Raw genomic sequence first — 16,295 nt, 5'->3', positions numbered from 1 at the left:
CAGCCCCAAAGATCGCACTTGGCTCCCAGTTTTTCGCATCTGGTCGCAGTTGCGGTGACGGCGTCACACGCCCCCCGCTACTCTGCGCGCCGTTTCGCCGTTCACAAGATCGACAAAGATTTTTCGGGAGTCCCCCTTGAAGACCCACGCCATCGCCCGGGCCTGTTTGCTCGCTTGCCTGCCCGTCGCCGGCCTGACCGCCAGTTCCTTCGTTCTTGCCCAGGAGGGCCCGCCTGGGACGGAAGCGCCGCAGCGCCGCCTCGACCGTGTCGAGATCACTGGCGGCCGCCAATCCGACAACGACCTTCGCCGCAAGGCGTCGGTCGCCAAGCAGGTCTACGGCCGTGACGAGCTGGACCGCTACGGCGACACCAACATCGCCGATGTGCTCAAGCGGCTGCCCGGCATCAGCGTCGTGGACGGCGCGGTCCGCATGCGCGGCCTGGGCAACGGCTACACGCTGGTGCTGATCAACGGCGACCCGGCGCCCCCCGGGTTCAAGCTGGATCAACTGGATCCTGCCCAGATCGAGCGCATCGAAGTCACCAAGGGCGCGACCGCCGACCAGAGCGCGCAATCGGTGGCCGGCGCCATCAACGTCATCTTGAAGGAGCCGCCGCGCGTATCGCAACTCGATCTGCGCACGGCCCTGGTCTACAACATCGAGAGCCCGCGTCCGTCGGGCACGCTCACGTTCAGCGAGCGCCTCGGGCCGGTGTCCTTCACGCTGCCGCTGTCCGGCTTCATGTGGGTGAACAAGCAGGAGCTGGACGTGCGCCGCCCCGGCACCGACGCCGCCAACGCGCCGGTCGTCGCGACCCAGCACGCGGACACCCGCAACCATGGTCACGGCATCAACAGCGCGCCGCGCCTGAACTGGAAGATCAGCGACGACGAGACCGTCACGCTGCAGGGTTTCCTGCAGAAGGGCTGGTGGAACAGCGACACGCGCGTGATCAACGGCGGCAACTACAAGAGCCCGAAGCTGGATGACAGCTCCGACAACGACGGCACCTGGCAGATGCTTCGCGCCAACGCGCAATGGAGCAAGCGCCTCAACGACTCGCAGAAGTTCGAGCTCAAGGCTGGCGCGCAGGAGGCCAAGGCCAGCTGGGACAACCGCACGCTGAATGCCGTCGCGCCGGTGCGCAGCCTCGGCGGCAACACCGATCGCGGCCTGACGCAGGCCGGCAAGTTCAGCCAACTGGTCGGTGACGACCACACCGTCAGCGCCGGCTGGGATCTGGAATGGCGCCGGCGCGACGAGACCCGCACGACCACCGTCGGCGGCGTCGGCCAGCTGCCGTCCCTCAACGGCGAAGCCTTCCGCGCCCGCATCGACAGGCGCGCGTTCTACCTGCAGGACGAGTGGGAGATCAACCCGCTGTGGTCGGCCTCGCTGGGCGTGCGCACCGAGCGTGTCTCCACCACCAGCAGCGGTGTCGGCGTCGACGTGCGCAACAGCAGCAGCGTCTTCAGCCCCTTGCTCCACCTGAACTGGAAGCTCGACCCGAAGGGGCGCGAGATGGTGCGCGCCAGCCTGACCCGCAGCTACAAGTCGCCGGACATCTCGCAGCTGATGGGGCGTTACGCGCTCAACAGCAACTACCCGTCGGCGAACGAGCAGAACGACGCGCTGTCGCCCGACCGGGTCGGCAATCCGCTGCTCAAGCCCGAGCTCGCGACCGGTCTTGACATCGCCTATGAGCGGTACATGGCCGGCGGCGGGATGTTCAGCCTGGGCTTCTTCCATCGCAACATCGACAACCTGATCCGCAACGTCACGACGCTGGACGCGCCGAGCGCGTTGGTGCCGGTGCCGCGCTGGGTGATGCGGCCGTCCAACATCTCGCGCGCTACCACCAGCGGCATCGAGACCGAGCTCAAGGGCCGGGCCGGCGAGTTGCTGCCGTCGATGTTCGATCCCAAGACGGCGCTCAACCTGCGTGCCGCGCTGAGCGTCTATCGCTCGCGGGTGAAGACATTGCCGGGGCCGGACAACCGCCTCGACCAGCAGCCGCCGTGGTCGGGCAGCCTGGGCTTCGACTACCGCTTCACCGGCATGCCGTTGACGGTCGGCTCCAGCCTGGTCTACACGCCGGGCTACACCACGCGGCAGACCGACATCCAGTCGCTCGACCAGTGGCGCACGCGTCAACTGGACGTCTTCGCACAATGGGTCTTCAGCCCGAAGACGTCGCTGCGCTTGTCGGCCAATAATCTGGCCCCGCTGGGCAACACCCGCCTGACCACCGTCAGCGGCGGCCCCGGCGGCGGCGACTACACCTACGCGGACCGCGGAACCCGCACCCTGGTGATCCTCGCCCTCGACATGAAGCTGTAAGCGCGCCTGTCCGCGGCGGGCGCCCACGAAAGGACGACTCGCCGATGCAGGCATTGCAGATTCTTGCCGGACCCCGGGCGCGCCAACGGCTGCGCGACCACGGCCTGCGGGCCGCCGATGTGCGGGTGGTGCCCGGCGCCGCCGGCGGCCCGAAGGGGCTGATCCTGAGCGCGCTCGACGCGCATCTGTTCGGCGAGTTCCTGCCCTCGGGCGGGCGGGAGGTCCATCTGCTGGGCGCGTCCATCGGTGCCTGGCGCATGGCCACCGCCTGCCTGGCGCGTGATGCGGCGGGCACTGCCGCGGAGTTCGAGCGCCTGGCCCATGACTACGCGCATCAGGACTACGACTCGGAGCCCGGCAAGCGACCCACCGCCGCGACGGTCAGCCGGGCTTTCTCCGACAAGCTCGGCGAGATCTTCGGTGGACGCGAGGCCGAGGTGCTCGGCCATCCGCAATACCGGCTGCATGTGTTCACCTCGCGCGGGCGGCATGTGCTCGGGCGGGAAGGGCGCCTGCGCACGCCACTCGGTTACCTCGGCGCGTTCGCGGCGAACGCGATGTCGCGCCGCGCGATGGGCGCGTGGCTGGAGCGCGTCGTGTTCTCCGATCGGCGCTCGCCACTGCCGATGCCGCTCCACGACTACCGCAGCCGGCAGGTGCCGCTGGACGCGGGCAACCTCCAGCCCAGCATCCTGGCGAGTTGCTCCATCCCGTTCTGGCTGCAGGCCGTCCACGACATCGCCGGCGCGCCCGCCGGCGCCTATTGGGACGGCGGCATCACCGACTACCACCTGCACCTGAACTACGCTGCGATGGTGGGCGACGGCATCGCGCTGTATCCGCACTTCCAGGCCAGCGTGGTCCCGGGCTGGCTGGACAAGACGCTCAAGCGTCGTCACCGGCCCAGCGCCTTCCTGGACAACGTCGTCTTGCTGACGCCTAACCCCGAATGGGTGAAGACGCTGCCCAACGGCAAGCTGCCCGATCGCGACGACTTCCAGCGCTACATGAACGACGTGCCCGGCCGCGCCCGCGACTGGCTGCGCGCGGTGAAGGAGGGCGAGCGACTGCGCGACGAATTCCGCGAGGCCTGCATGCGGCCGACGCTGGACGTTCAGAAGCTCTGAGATACACTGGCCGCTTGATTTTTCTTTTTCCAACAAGGACCGGGAAAGGCGAATTGGTTATGACACCGCGGACTACGACCTCCCTCTGCAAGGTTTGAGCGGCCGCGGCTCGTCACGTCTTTTCATCGGCTGTCCGGAAAAGGAAGTCCTCAGCAAGCGCTGAGAGGCACCCCTCCTGAGATCAGCTCTCCAACAGGAAGCGCGGCAAGTGGCCGCGCTTTTTTGTTTTTCGGAGTACACGAACATGTCGAACATTTCCATTCAACTGCCCGATGGCTCGAAGCGCGAGTTCCCGCATCCGGTGACGGTCGCCGATGTCGCGGCCTCGATCGGCACGGGCCTGGCCAAGGCCGCGCTGGCCGGCCGCATCGGCGCCGGCGACGACGCCAAGGTCGTCGACACGAGCTTCCTGATCGACAAGGACACGCAGTTGGCCATCGTCACGGACAAGGATCCGGACGGGCTGGACGTGATCCGCCACTCGACGGCCCACTTGCTGGCCTACGCCGTCAAGGAGCTGTTCCCCGACGCGCAGGTCACGATCGGCCCGGTCATCGAGAACGGCTTCTATTACGACTTCTCCTACAAGCGCCCCTTCACGCCCGAGGACCTGGCCGCGATCGAGGCCAAGATGACGGAGCTCGCCCGCAAGGACGAGAAGGTGGTGCGCTCGGTGCTGCCGCGCGATGCCGCGGTCGAGTACTTCAAGGGCATCGGCGAGGCCTACAAGGCCGAGATCATCGAGGGCATCCCCGCCGATCAGGATGTCTCCCTGTACGCCGAGGGCAAGTTCACGGACCTGTGCCGCGGCCCGCACGTGCCGTCGACGGGCAAGCTGAAGTTCTTCAAGCTGATGAAGGTGGCCGGCGCCTACTGGCGCGGCGACCACCGCAACGAGCAGCTGCAGCGCATCTACGGCACGGCCTGGGCGACGAAGGACGACCTCGCCAACTACCTGCGCATGCTGGAGGAGGCTGAGAAGCGCGACCACCGCAAGCTGGGCAAGGACCTGGAGCTGTTCCACATCGACGAGCACGCCCCCGGCGTGGTCTTCTGGCACCCCAAGGGCTGGACGATCTGGCAGGAGGTCGAGCAGTACATGCGCCGCGTCTATCGCGACAACGGCTACCAGGAGGTCAAGGGTCCGCAGTTGCTCGACAAGACGCTGTGGGAGGCCACGGGCCACTGGGACAAGTACCGCGACAACATGTTCACGACGGAATCGGAGAAGCGCGACTACGCGCTCAAGCCGATGAACTGTCCCGGCCACATCCTGATCTTCAAGCACGGCATCAAGAGCTATCGCGACCTGCCGCTGCGCTTCGGTGAGTTCGGCCAGTGCCACCGCAACGAGCCCACCGGCGGTCTGCACGGCATCATGCGCGTGCGCGGCTTCACGCAGGACGACGGCCACATCTTCTGCACGGAAGACCAGATCCTGGCGGAGTGCGTCGCCTACACGGCGCTGCTGCAGAAGGTCTACAAGGACTTCGGCTTCGACAACATCATCTACAAGGTCGCGACGCGTCCCGAGGCGCGCATCGGCTCGGACGAGGTCTGGGACAAGGCCGAGTTCGCGCTGATGGAATCGCTGCGGGCGTCGGGCGTGGACTTCATCATCGCCCCGGGCGACGGCGCCTTCTACGGCCCGAAGATCGAGTACACGCTGAAGGACGCCATCGGCCGCCAGTGGCAGTGCGGCACGATGCAGGTCGATTTCTCGATGCCGGCGCGCCTGGGCGCCGAATACGTCGGCGAGGACGGCGAGCGCCACACGCCTGTCATGCTGCACCGCGCGATCGTCGGCAGCCTGGAGCGTTTCATCGGCATCCTGATCGAACAACACGCCGGCGCGCTGCCGGTTTGGCTGGCTCCGGTGCAGGTCGTCGTGGCCAATATCACCGATGCCCAGGGGGATTACGTCGCGGACATTGTGAAAACGCTGCAAAAACAAGGGGTTAGGGTCCAGGCAGATTTGCGCAATGAAAAAATCACGTATAAAATCCGCGAGCATTCACTGCAAAAAGTCCCGTTCATCCTGGTCGTCGGCGACAAGGAAAAGGCGAACGGCACGGTTGCGGTGCGCGCCCGAGGCAACCAGGATCTGGGCGTGATGTCGCTGGAGGACTTCGCTGTGAAGCTCTCTTCAGCCATCACCGACAAGGCCTGAGTCGGGCGCTTTTTGCGTTGTATTGAACATTCCGGACCTCCGCCAAGGCCCATCGAAAGGTAACCACCATCGCTACTTTTGCTGACCGTCGTGCGATTCCCGAGCGCAAGCACCGCCTGAATCGCGAAATCACCGCCCTTGAAGTCCGTCTGAATGGTCCTGAGAACGAGCCGATCGGTATCGTCAGCATCCAGGAAGCGCTTCGCATGGCGGGTGACCTAGACGTCGATCTGGTCGAGATTGCCGCGACGGCCGTGCCGCCGGTCTGCCGGTTGATGGACTACGGCAAGTTCAAGTACCAGGAGCAGAAGCGCGCGGCGGAAGCCAAGTCGAAGCAGAAGGTCATCGAAGTCAAGGAAGTCAAGTTCCGTCCGGGCACGGACGAAGGCGACTACCAGATCAAGATGCGCAATCTGCGTCGCTTCATCTCCGAGGACGGCGACAAGGGCAAGGTCACGCTCCGCTACCGCGGACGCGAGATCACCCACCAGGAAATCGGCATGCGCATGCTGGAGCGCATCCGCGATGAACTGGCGGACGTGGCGGTGGTCGAGCACATGCCCAAGCTCGAAGGCCGCCAGATGATCATGGTGCTGGCGCCGAAGAAGCGCAGCTGATGATCCCGGCCGGATCCCTCGGGATCCGGCTCAAGTTTCAGCCCGTCGATTGGTCGTCGGCGGGCTTATTAGTCTCCTGCAGGCCGTCAAGTACCGCGAGTCCCGTGGTCGCCTGCAGGGACGCACATAGAAGGAGCAGTCATGCCCAAGATGAAGACCAAGAGCAGCGCGAAGAAGCGTTTTCGCGTTCGCCCGGGTGGCACCGTCAAACGCGGTCAAGCGTTCAAGCGCCACATCCTGACCAAGAAGTCCACGAAGAACAAGCGCCAGCTCCGCGGCGTGACGACCGTGCATGAGACCAACATGGGCCACATCGCTGCGATGCTGCCCTTCGCTGGTCTGTAATCCAGCTTAGACAAGGAGATACAACATGCCTCGCGTCAAACGTGGTGTAACCGCACGTGCTCGTCACAAGAAGGTCCTGGCTCTGGCCAAGGGCTATCGTGGTCGTCGCAAGAACGTCTTCCGCATCGCCAAGCAGGCGGTGATGAAGGCGGGCCAGTACGCCTACCGTGACCGCCGTGCCAAGAAGCGCGTGTTCCGCCAGCTGTGGATTGCCCGTATCAACGCGGCAAGCCGTGGCCTGGGTCTGAGCTACAGCAAGTTCGTGGCTGGCCTGAAGAAGGCCCAGATCGACATCGACCGCAAGGTCCTGGCCGATCTCGCCGTCAACGATCCTGCTGGTTTTGCCAGCATCTTCGCCAAGGTGAAGGCCGCTCTCGCTTAATAGCCACGACCGCTCGCGGGCCCATCGCCCGCGACGGGCTGGCTGCCTCGGTTCGCCGAGGCGCCTCTTTCGAAGGCCGACACCCTGGTGTCCGGCCTTTTTTCTTTCCGGCGCGGCGGTGCGATCCTCGCCATCCGGTTTCACGCCGACGACGCGTGATGCCGCGACGCGAGGTTTCGCCAACGCGCCCCCGCAGTTAACGCCCAACGACCCCAGTCGCCCCGCGATGAACGACCTCGATCAATTGCTCCAACAGGCTGTCGGTGATTTCGCCGCCGCCACGACTCCCGCCGACCTGGAGAACGCCAAGGCCCGTTTCCTGGGCAAGACCGGTCAGGTCACCGAGCTGATGAAGGGCATGGCCAGCCTGCCGGTCGAGGAGAAGAAGACCCGCGGCGCGCAGATCAACCAGCTGAAGCAGGGCATCGAGGCCGCGCTGACCGCGCGTCGCCAGGCGCTGGCCGACGCCGAGCTCGCGCACCAGCTCAAGGCCGAGGCGCTGGACGTCACGCTGCCCGGCCGCCAGCGCGGCACTGGCGGCCTGCATCCGATCACGCGCGCGATGGAGCGCATCGAGGCGATCTTCGGCTCGATGGGGTTCGACGTCGCCGACGGTCCGGAGATCGAGAACGACTGGTTCAACTTCACCGCGCTGAACACGCCGGAAGACCATCCGGCCCGCTCGATGCACGACACCTTCTACATCGAAGGGGGTCATGTCTTGCGCACCCACACCAGCCCGATGCAGATCCGCTACGCGGTGCAGCACGTCAAGAAGCACCGCCACCTGATCGACGCCGGCCAGCCGATGCCCGAGATCCGCGTCATCGCGCCGGGCCGCACGTACCGCGTCGACAGCGACGCGACGCACTCGCCGATGTTCCACCAGGTCGAGGGTCTGTGGGTCGGCGAGAACATCAGCTTCAAGGACCTCAAGTCCGTCTACGTGAACTTCATGCAGCAGTTCTTCGAGACGACGGACATGGACATCCGCTTCCGCCCCAGCTACTTCCCGTTCACCGAGCCCAGCGCCGAGATCGACATGATGTTCGGCACCGGCCCGCTGAAGGGCCGCTGGCTGGAGGTGTCCGGCTCCGGCCAGGTGCATCCGCAGGTGATCCGCAACATGGGCCTCGATCCCGAGCGCTACATCGGCTTCGCCTTCGGCTCCGGCATCGATCGCCTGGCCATGCTCCGCTACGGCGTCAACGACCTGCGGCTGTTCTTCGACGGCGACTTGCGCTTCCTGTCGCAATTCAAGTGAGCCCGCGTTCCGGTCGCCTAGAGAGCAAGAGAGAAACACATGCAATTCCCTGAATCCTGGCTGCGGGCCTTCTGCGATCCCGCGCTGAACACGAATGAGCTGGCCGAACTGCTGACCATGTCCGGCCTGGAAGTGGAAGAGCTGCGCCCGGTGGCGCCGCCGTTCCACGGCATCGTCGTGGCCGAGATCGTCGAGGCCGTCCAGCATCCCGACGCGGACCGCCTGCGCGTCTGCAAGGTCGATGCCGGCGGCCCGGAGCTGCTGCAGATCGTCTGCGGCGCGCCCAATGCGCGCGTCGGCATCCGCGTGCCGCTGGCCACGATCGGCGCCGAGCTGCCCCCGGGCGAGGACGGCAAGCCGTTCAAGATCGGCAAGGGCAAGCTGCGCGGCGTCGAGAGTTTCGGCATGCTGTGCTCCGCTCGCGAGCTGAAGCTGGCCGAGGACCACGCCGGCCTGCTGGAGCTGGCCGCGGATGCGCCGCTCGGCCAGGACATCCGCGAGCACCTGAAGCTCGACGACACGCTGTTCACGCTCAAGCTGACCCCCAACCTGGCGCATGCGCTGAGCGTCTACGGCATCGCCCGCGAGGTCTCCGCGCTGACCGGCGCGCCGCTGGTCGCGCCCGAGATCACGCCGGCCGCCGTCGCCCACGCGGACAAGCTGCCGGTGCGCATCGAGGCGCCGGACCTGTGCGGCCGTTTCTCCGGCCGCATCGTGCGCAACGTCGACACGACGGCCAGGACGCCGGCCTGGATGGTCGACCGCCTGGCCCGCTGCGGCCAGCGCTCGGTGTCGCCGCTGGTGGACATCTCCAACTACGTGATGTTCGAGCTGGGCCGTCCGTCCCACATCTTCGACCTGGACAAGATCCACGGCGAGCTGATCGTGCGCTGGGGCAAGGCGGGCGAGCAGTTGAAGCTGCTGAACGGCAACACGATCGAGGTCGACGGAGACGTCGGCGTGATCGCCGATCGCGAGCAGGTCGAGTCGCTGGCCGGCATCATGGGCGGCGACGCCACCGCCGTGTCCGACGCCACGAAGAACGTCTATGTCGAGGCCGCGTTCTGGTGGCCCAAGGCGGTGATGGGGCGCTCGCGTCGCTTCAACTTCTCGACCGATGCCGGCCACCGCTTCGAGCGTGGCGTCGATCCGGCGGGCACCGTCGATCACATCGAGCGCATCACCCAGCTGATCCAGGAGATCTGCGGCGGCGAGGCGGGCCCGATGGGCGACCAGACCACCGTGTTGCCCGAGCGCAAGCCGGTGGCGCTGCGCGTCGAGCGCGCCGCCAAGGTCATCGGCATGCCGGTGACGCAGGCCGATTGCGAGGGCGTGTTCCAGCGCCTGGGCCTGGAGCACCGCGTGACCGCGCCTGGCGTGATCACGGTGGTGCCGCCGTCGTTCCGCTTCGACCTCGTGATCGAGGAAGACCTGATCGAGGAAGTCATCCGCGTGCTGGGGTACCCCAAGCTGCCCTCGACGCCGCCGCTGGCGCCGGTGGTCGGCAAGGTGCGCTCGGAGACACGTCGCGCGACGCACGCGCTGCGTCACGCGATGGCCGCCCGGGACTACTTCGAGACGATCAACTTCAGCTTCGTCGAGGCGCGCTGGGAGCAGGAACTGGCCGGCAACGCGAACCCGATCCAGCTGCTGAACCCGATCGCCGCCCCGCTGGCGGTGATGCGTACCAGCCTGATGGGCTCGCTGGTGCAGGTCCTGCGCAACAACCTGGCGCGCAAGGCACCGCGGGTGCGCGTGTTCGAGATCGGCCGCGTCTTCCTGCGCGACGCGTCGGTGCAGGAAAGCGACACGACCATCGCCGGCATCGCGCAGCCGATGCGCCTGGCCGGCCTGGCCTGGGGGCCGGCCGACCAGCAGCAATGGGCGCAGAAGGACCGCGCGGTCGACTTCTTCGACGTCAAGGGCGACCTGGAGGCGCTGTTCGCGCCCCGCGTGCTGAGCTTCGAGGCCGCCGAACATCCGGCGCTGCATCCGGGCCGCAGCGCCCGCGTGCTGCTGGACGGGGACGTCATCGGCGTGGTGGGCGAGCTGCACCCGAAGTGGCGCCAAGGCTACGACCTGCCGTCGGCGCTGGTGCTCTTCGAACTGGCGCTGGATGCCGTGCTGGCGCGCGTGCTGCCGCAGGGCAAGGGCGTGCCGCGCCTGCAGGCGGTGCAGCGCGATCTGGCGCTGATCGTCGATGAGCGCGTGACGCACGACACCCTCATGCGGGCGATCGAATCCAGTGGCGAAGCCCTGGTACGCTCTGCCCGTTTGTTCGACGTCTTCAAGCCGGCACAGCCCACGGCCGAGCTGAAGGCCGGCGAACGCAGCCTGGCGGTGCGCCTGGAGCTGCTCGACGACGAGAACACGCTGACCGATGAGCGCATCGAACAGGCGGTGACGAAGGTGGTGGCGCGGCTCGGCGACAGCCTGGGCGCGCGCCTGCGGGGCTGAGGAGGGGAGAGAGCATGAGCGATGACGATCTGAAGGAGCAGGCCCGGGTGCTGCTGGGCAGCCTGGAGACGCCCACGCTGACCAAGGCCGAGCTGGCCGAACTGCTGTTCGACAAGCTGGGCCTGAACAAGCGCGAGTCCAAGGACATGGTCGAGGCCTTCTTCGACATCATTCACGACAGCCTGTCGAGCGGGCGTGAAGTGAAGCTCTCGGGCTTCGGCAACTTCAACATCCGGCGCAAGGCGCCGCGGCCCGGCCGCAACCCGCGCACCGGCGAAGCGATCCCGATCAAGGCGCGCAACGTCGTGACGTTTCATGCGAGTCACAAATTGAAAGAAGCCGTCCAAGGCAACACGCCGACGGGCGGAGACTTCGAGTAGAGTCTGACCTCCCTTTAGCCGCCGGAGCACCCGATCCCCATGGACATCGCGCTTCCCGCCATTCCTGCCAAGCGCTACTTCACCATCGGCGAGGTCAGCGAGCTGTGCGGTGTGAAGCCCTACGTGCTGCGCTACTGGGAGCAGGAGTTCACCCAGCTCAAGCCGATGAAGCGACGGGGCAACCGCCGCTACTACCAGCATCACGAGGTGCTCCTGATCCGCCGCATCCGCGATCTGCTCTACGACCAGGGCTTCACGATCAGCGGCGCGCGCAACCAGTTGGTGGACGCCGTGCATGCGTCGTCGAGCGCGCAGGAGTTTCGCGCCGAGGCGCTCGCGTCCGCGCGCATCGACCTGCACCGCGAGCCGCGCGAATCGCGCGAGATGGCGCGTGCGCTGGCGGCCGGGGTCTCGGACGGCGCGGCTTACACCAGCGTGTCGCTCGAGAAACTGACGCTGGATCAGGTCAGAGAAGAATTGTTGGCCATCCGAGAGAGTTTGCTTGCATGAGCCTCTTGGATACGTATAGAATCTGAGGCTTCGTCGGGGTGTAGCGCAGCCTGGTAGCGCACTTGCATGGGGTGCAAGGGGTCGCGAGTTCGAATCCCGCCACCCCGACCATTTATAAGAAGAATCAGGAAACCCGGTACCGCAAGGTGCCGGGTTTTTTGTTTTCCGGCGCCAGGCCCATCCACGGGCGCAGCGCGTCGACGCGCATCGCGATCAAGGCCGCGAGCACGCATGCCGCCGCCGTGATGGCGACGACGGCGAAGGCTTCCAGCGCGAGCGGCCAGTGCAGCGCCGCCAGCTTGTGCGCCGCGATGACGGTGACCGTCTGGTGCACGATGTAGAACGGGAACACCGCCACCGTCAGCCAGCGCAGCAGGGGCGTGTCGCGGTTCGCGAGCAGTTGGCGGCCCCAGCCCAGCGCCGCGACGATCGGCAGCCATTGCTTGCCCGCATTGAGCGCGCGCAAGGCCATCAGCAGCGCGTCCGGCGCCTCGTCGCCATGCGTGGCGGTCCAGTGTTGCCAGATCTGCTGCGACAGCAACTGCACCGCGACCGCCGCGATCAGCGCCACCCAGCGCAGGCGCCGCGCGGCTTCCCAGGCGCCATGCCGGTCTTCGCGGGACCCGAACAGCACGAACCCGAGCACGAACATCGCGAAGTACAGCGGGTGCTGGTACCAGTCGTTCACCAGGTCATGCGTCGAGGGGAAGCGATCGAGCAGATGCTGGCGCAGCAGCGCGAACAGCAGCCAGGGCACCCACAGCAGGCGCGTGCCGGAGACGATGCCGCGCCACGCCGGATGTGCGATCGCCGCTTGCGCGCGATCCCAACGCAGCGCCAGCAGCACGAGGACGGTGTAGGTCCACAGGTAGGGCAGGAACCACAGGTGATTCCAGGTCGGCAGCCGCAGGCAGTCGCCGGTGCGGCAGAAGCCGTGATAGCCCTGGAAGTACAGCGCCAGGAAGTCGAGGTAGCTGCCCGCGTAGTGGAGCTTCTCGACCACCTCCAGGTAGGCCTGCGGCGGCACGATGACGGTCATGCCGAACAGCAGCGGGAGCAGCAGGCGCTTGCCGCGGGCGCGGATCAGTCCCGGCGTGCCGCGCGCCGCCATCAGCGACGTCGCCGCGCCCGAGATCAGGAACAGCAGCGACATGCGCCACGGGTTGAGCCACAGCATCCAGTGCTCCAGCTCCGGGATCAGCCGTGGCGATTTCACGTGCCAGTCCCAGCTCACGTAGAACATGCCGGAGTGATAGAGGATCAGCAAGCCGAAGGCGAGGACGCGCAGCCAGTCCAGCTCGGTGAGCCGGGATGCGGTCGGGCCGCTGGCGACGGGCGCGCGGGGCGAGGCGCCGGGGGAGGCGAGGGCGGAGGGCGTGTTCATGGCGCCAGCATCGGTCCACCCCGGACGCGCCGGGACGGAGAGTGACCAACCGCCCCCGTCCGGTGACGAGCCGCCCCGTCCCGGGGATGGCTCGGCGCGCTGCCGCCCCTACACTGCGCCGCCATGACACAGGACGAGTGGTTGAAGTTCTACCTGGCGCGGCGCCGCGCGATCGAGCGCGCGGCCTGGGCGGTGGTGCTGATCGGGTCGGCGCTGGCCAACGTGATCACGACCAACCTGGACTTCCGCCGCGCGGGCCTGCGGGTCGAGACCTGGGAGCTGCTCTGCTGGGAACTCTCCAGCGCCGCGATGTGGCTGCTGATCGTGCCGATGATCGTCCGAGCCGCCGACGCGAAGCCGCTGCGTTGGGGCCTGCTGCGGCGGCATCTGCCCTGGCACCTGCTGTTCGCGCTGGTCGCCAGCCTGGTGCATGTGCTGGGCATGGTCGCGCTGCGCAAGCTGGTCTATGTGACGCAGGGCGCCAGCTACGACTTCGGCAACTGGCCGCTCGAGTTGTTCTACGAGGGGCTCAAGGACGTGCGCAGCTACGCGTTCGTGCTGCTGGTCGTGGGCGCGTACCGGCTGGTCCTGTGGCGCTGGCAGGGCGAGGCGAGTCTGCTCGCCGAAGCGCCCCGTGCGTTGCCGGGCGCGGAGGCCGGCATCGGCGTTGGCCATCGCACGGCGACTGGGGTGGGTGCTGGCTCAGGGACGGGGACGGAGGATGCAGAACCCGCGACGGCCGCCGGCCCTGCTGCGCCCGAGTCCGCATCGAGGGCCGAGCCGATGCCGGAGCAGCCCGCCGCCGACCGGCCCGAGCGCCTGCTGGTGAAGAAGCTGGGCAAGGAATTCCTGCTCCCCGTCGATGAGATCGAGTGGGTGCAGGCCTGCGGCAACTACGTCAACCTGCACCGCCAGCGGCACGACTATCCGCTGCGCAGCAGCCTGGGCGCCTTCGAGCAACGCCTGGACCCGGCGAGCTTCGTGCGCGTCCACCGCAGCTACCTCGTCCGGCTGAGCCTGATCGAGACCATCGAGCCGACCGAGGCGGGCGATGCCCATCTGCGCCTGCGCGACGGCAGTCAGGTGCCGTGCAGCCGCACCTATCTGGAGCGCCTGAGGCAGCGGCTGGTCTGAGGAGCGGCGGCCGCGCCGCCGTGCCGCGGCGCCGTGTTGCCGCCTCGCCGACCTCGGAGGCCGGCACATCGGCTCGACCGGGCGATCTCGTTCCCCTTGCGTGCGCCGCCGACGCCTGGCCCGGCTATGCTGTGGCCTTCATGGATGCTCACATGGAAGACAGCGACCGCGCCGATCCGTCCGCCTCCACCGACCCGTCGCCGCGCCTGCTGCGCGAGTCGGGCGACGGCGGACGCGTGCAGGCGCGCCTTGAAGGCGACTGGACGTTGCTGGCGCTGCGCGAGCGCGTCGAGGCGTTGCGGCACGAGCTCGCCGCGATGCCCAAGTCCGGCGTGTCCTGGGACCTGAGCGCCATCAGCCGGCTCGATCCGACCGGCGCGCTGCTGCTCTGGCAGGCCTGGGGCCGCCGCCAGCCGGATGACCTGCGCTGGCCGCCGGCTCCGCTCGCGCCGATGTTCCAGGCGCTGTTCGCGCGCCTGAGCGGCAAGCAGGGCAAACCCGCCAAGCCGCCGCGCGTCGAAAGCGCCCGGCGCCTCGGCCAGGGCCTGCTCAACCTGGTCGACCATCTGCTCTCCGCCACCACGCTGCTGGGCCAGGTGGTGCGGGACCTCGCCACCCTGGCGCGCCAGCCGTCGCTGATCGCCTGGCGGGACATCTCCGCCCACATCTACCGCAGCGGCGCGCAGGCGCTGGGCATCACGGCGCTGGTGGGGGTGCTGGTCGGCATCACGCTGTCCTACCTGACCGCCAAGCAGCTGCAGAACTTCGGCGCCGACATCTACGTCATCAACATCCTGGGCATCAGCGTCTGGCGCGAGCTCGGCCCGCTGCTGGCCGCGATCCTGGTGGCGGGCCGCAGCGGCTCGGCGATGACCGCGCAACTCGGCGTGATGCGGGTGACGCAGGAGCTGGACGCGCTGTCGGTGATGGGCATCTCCCACACCATCCGGCTGGTGCTGCCCAAGATGGTGGCGCTGGCACTCTCCTTGCCCTTGGTGATGGTCTGGACCAGCAGCATGATCCTGCTGGGCGGCATGATCGCCGCGCGGGCCACGCTGGGGCTGGACTATGTGCAGTTCCTGCAGGGTTTGCCGGCCGCGGTGCCGGTCGGCAATCTGTGGCTGGGGCTGGCGAAGTCGACGGTGTTCGGTCTGCTGATCGCGTTCGTGGCCTGCCATTTCGGGCTGCGGATCAAGCCGAACAGCGAGAGCCTGGCCGCGGGCACCACCGATTCGGTGGTGAGCGCGATCACGGTCGTGATCATCGTGGACGCGATCTTCGCGGTGATGTTCTCCGACGTGGGGTTGAAGGCATGAGCGGATGTATCGAAACGGGCTCGGGCGAGGCGCTCGAGGAGCTCAACGTCAAACCGGGCGACCCCGTCATCCAGGTGCGCGGCGTCGGCACGGTGCTGGGCGGCGTGCGCATCCACAAGAACCTGGACCTGGAGGTCACCGCCGGGGAGGTGCTGGGCATCATCGGCGGCTCGGGCAGCGGCAAGACCACGCTGCTGCGGCTGATGCTGGGCCTGGAGCGGCCCACCGAGGGCGAGGTGCAGGTCTTCGGCCACAAGCTCGGCAATTGCGAGGCTACCGATCTGGCGCAGGTGCGGCACCGCTGGGGCGTGCTGTTCCAGCAGGGCGCGCTGTTCTCGGCGCTGACGGTGTTCGAGAACGTCGCGCTGCCGCTGCGGGAGCTCAAGAGCCTGCCCAGGGACCTGATCGGGGAGCTGGTCATGACCAAGCTCCAGCAAGTCGGGCTGAAGCCGGAGGACGGCATCAAGATGCCGTCCGAGCTGTCGGGCGGCATGGTCAAGCGGGTCTCGCTGGCGCGGGCGCTGATCATGGATCCGCAGTTGCTGTTCCTGGACGAGCCGACGGCGGGCCTGGATCCGGCCAGCTCCAAGGGCTTCGTGCAATTGATCGAGAGCCTGAAGCGCGAGATGGCGCTGACGGTCGTGATGGTCACGCACGATGTCGATACCCTGTTCGCGATCGCCGATCGCATCGCGGTGCTGGCGGACCAGCGGCTGATCGCGCACGGGCCGCTGGAGGTGGTGGTGAATCAGCCGCATCCGTTCATCCGCAACTTCTTCCTCGGCCATGTGCAGCGATGCGCTGGCGACAATCTGCGCAGTTATCGCGACGCCCTGCATCAGCAGGACGCGATGCCGGCGTGAGC

At 67.3% G+C, this 16,295-nt stretch carries 14 protein-coding genes and 1 tRNA gene; 14 read left to right on the top strand and 1 reads right to left on the bottom strand.

The genetic code is table 11. The features are described 5' to 3' along the window. The first annotated feature begins 136 nt into the window (after nt 1-136). The 11 genes from CDN99_RS02525 to CDN99_RS02475 all read left to right on the top strand — a co-directional run bounded on the left by CDN99_RS02525 (nt 137) and on the right by CDN99_RS02475 (nt 11,707). Nucleotides 137-2,344: a TonB-dependent receptor plug domain-containing protein gene (locus tag CDN99_RS02525; RefSeq protein WP_088382518.1), complete on the top strand. Its 2,208-nt coding sequence runs from the start codon at nt 137-139 to the stop codon at nt 2,342-2,344. Nucleotides 2,345-2,388: 44 nt separating this feature from the next. Then, nucleotides 2,389-3,471, top strand: coding sequence for a patatin-like phospholipase family protein (locus CDN99_RS02520; protein ID WP_088382517.1), 1,083 nt, complete (start codon nt 2,389-2,391; stop codon nt 3,469-3,471). Nucleotides 3,472-3,715: 244 nt separating this feature from the next. Continuing rightward, a complete protein-coding gene (gene thrS, locus CDN99_RS02515) occupies nt 3,716-5,641 on the top strand; it encodes a threonine--tRNA ligase (RefSeq protein WP_088382516.1) in 1,926 nt (641 codons plus the stop codon). A 68-nt stretch (nt 5,642-5,709) separates the two neighbouring features. After that, the gene (gene infC, locus CDN99_RS02510; RefSeq protein WP_259374710.1) at nt 5,710-6,258 is read left to right on the top strand and encodes a translation initiation factor IF-3; all 549 of its coding nucleotides are present in this window, start codon (nt 5,710-5,712) and stop codon (nt 6,256-6,258) included. Between the two features lie 141 nt (nt 6,259-6,399). Further along, a complete protein-coding gene (rpmI, locus tag CDN99_RS02505) occupies nt 6,400-6,603 on the top strand; it encodes a 50S ribosomal protein L35 (protein WP_088382514.1) in 204 nt (67 codons plus the stop codon). Between the two features lie 25 nt (nt 6,604-6,628). After that, the gene (gene rplT / locus CDN99_RS02500) at nt 6,629-6,985 is read left to right on the top strand and encodes a 50S ribosomal protein L20 (RefSeq protein ID WP_088382513.1); all 357 of its coding nucleotides are present in this window, start codon (nt 6,629-6,631) and stop codon (nt 6,983-6,985) included. 226 nt (nt 6,986-7,211) lie between these two features. Continuing rightward, nucleotides 7,212-8,249, top strand: coding sequence for a phenylalanine--tRNA ligase subunit alpha (gene pheS / locus CDN99_RS02495; protein WP_088382512.1), 1,038 nt, complete (start codon nt 7,212-7,214; stop codon nt 8,247-8,249). A gap of 39 nt (nt 8,250-8,288) precedes the next feature. Then, nucleotides 8,289-10,706 carry a phenylalanine--tRNA ligase subunit beta gene (gene pheT / locus CDN99_RS02490; protein ID WP_088382511.1) on the top strand — a complete coding sequence of 806 codons (2,418 nt, stop codon included), beginning with the start codon at nt 8,289-8,291 and terminating at the stop codon, nt 10,704-10,706. A gap of 14 nt (nt 10,707-10,720) precedes the next feature. Continuing rightward, a complete protein-coding gene (locus CDN99_RS02485) occupies nt 10,721-11,086 on the top strand; it encodes an integration host factor subunit alpha (protein ID WP_067062315.1) in 366 nt (121 codons plus the stop codon). A gap of 39 nt (nt 11,087-11,125) precedes the next feature. Next, nucleotides 11,126-11,596, top strand: a complete 471-nt coding sequence (locus CDN99_RS02480; protein WP_088382510.1) for a MerR family transcriptional regulator — start codon at nt 11,126-11,128, stop codon at nt 11,594-11,596. A gap of 34 nt (nt 11,597-11,630) precedes the next feature. Beyond that, nucleotides 11,631-11,707 (top strand) — tRNA-Pro (locus CDN99_RS02475). A 13-nt stretch (nt 11,708-11,720) separates the two neighbouring features. On the opposite strand, the gene CDN99_RS02470 is transcribed toward CDN99_RS02475, so the two are convergent. Beyond that, nucleotides 11,721-12,980: an acyltransferase family protein gene (locus CDN99_RS02470; RefSeq protein WP_088382509.1), complete on the bottom strand. Its 1,260-nt coding sequence runs from the start codon at nt 12,978-12,980 to the stop codon at nt 11,721-11,723. Between the two features lie 123 nt (nt 12,981-13,103). Between CDN99_RS02470 and CDN99_RS02465 the strand changes: the two genes are divergently transcribed. The 3 genes from CDN99_RS02465 to CDN99_RS02455 all read left to right on the top strand — a co-directional run bounded on the left by CDN99_RS02465 (nt 13,104) and on the right by CDN99_RS02455 (nt 16,293). Further along, on the top strand, nt 13,104-14,114 hold the full coding sequence (locus tag CDN99_RS02465; RefSeq protein WP_238139324.1) for a LytTR family DNA-binding domain-containing protein: 1,011 nt from the start codon (nt 13,104-13,106) through the stop codon (nt 14,112-14,114). 152 nt (nt 14,115-14,266) lie between these two features. After that, on the top strand, nt 14,267-15,430 hold the full coding sequence (locus CDN99_RS02460; RefSeq protein WP_088382508.1) for an ABC transporter permease: 1,164 nt from the start codon (nt 14,267-14,269) through the stop codon (nt 15,428-15,430). Beyond that, the gene (locus tag CDN99_RS02455) at nt 15,427-16,293 is read left to right on the top strand and encodes an ABC transporter ATP-binding protein (protein WP_088382507.1); all 867 of its coding nucleotides are present in this window, start codon (nt 15,427-15,429) and stop codon (nt 16,291-16,293) included. Before CDN99_RS02460 ends, CDN99_RS02455 begins: the two co-directional genes overlap by 4 nt. Nucleotides 16,294-16,295 lie beyond the last annotated feature (2 nt).

Source organism: Roseateles aquatilis, from assembly GCF_002205645.1.
In the GTDB taxonomy this organism is placed as follows: domain Bacteria; phylum Pseudomonadota; class Gammaproteobacteria; order Burkholderiales; family Burkholderiaceae_C; genus Roseateles; species Roseateles aquatilis.
Note: the sequence above shows the minus strand (reverse complement) of the source record. Positions and strands in the feature narration are given on the sequence as shown.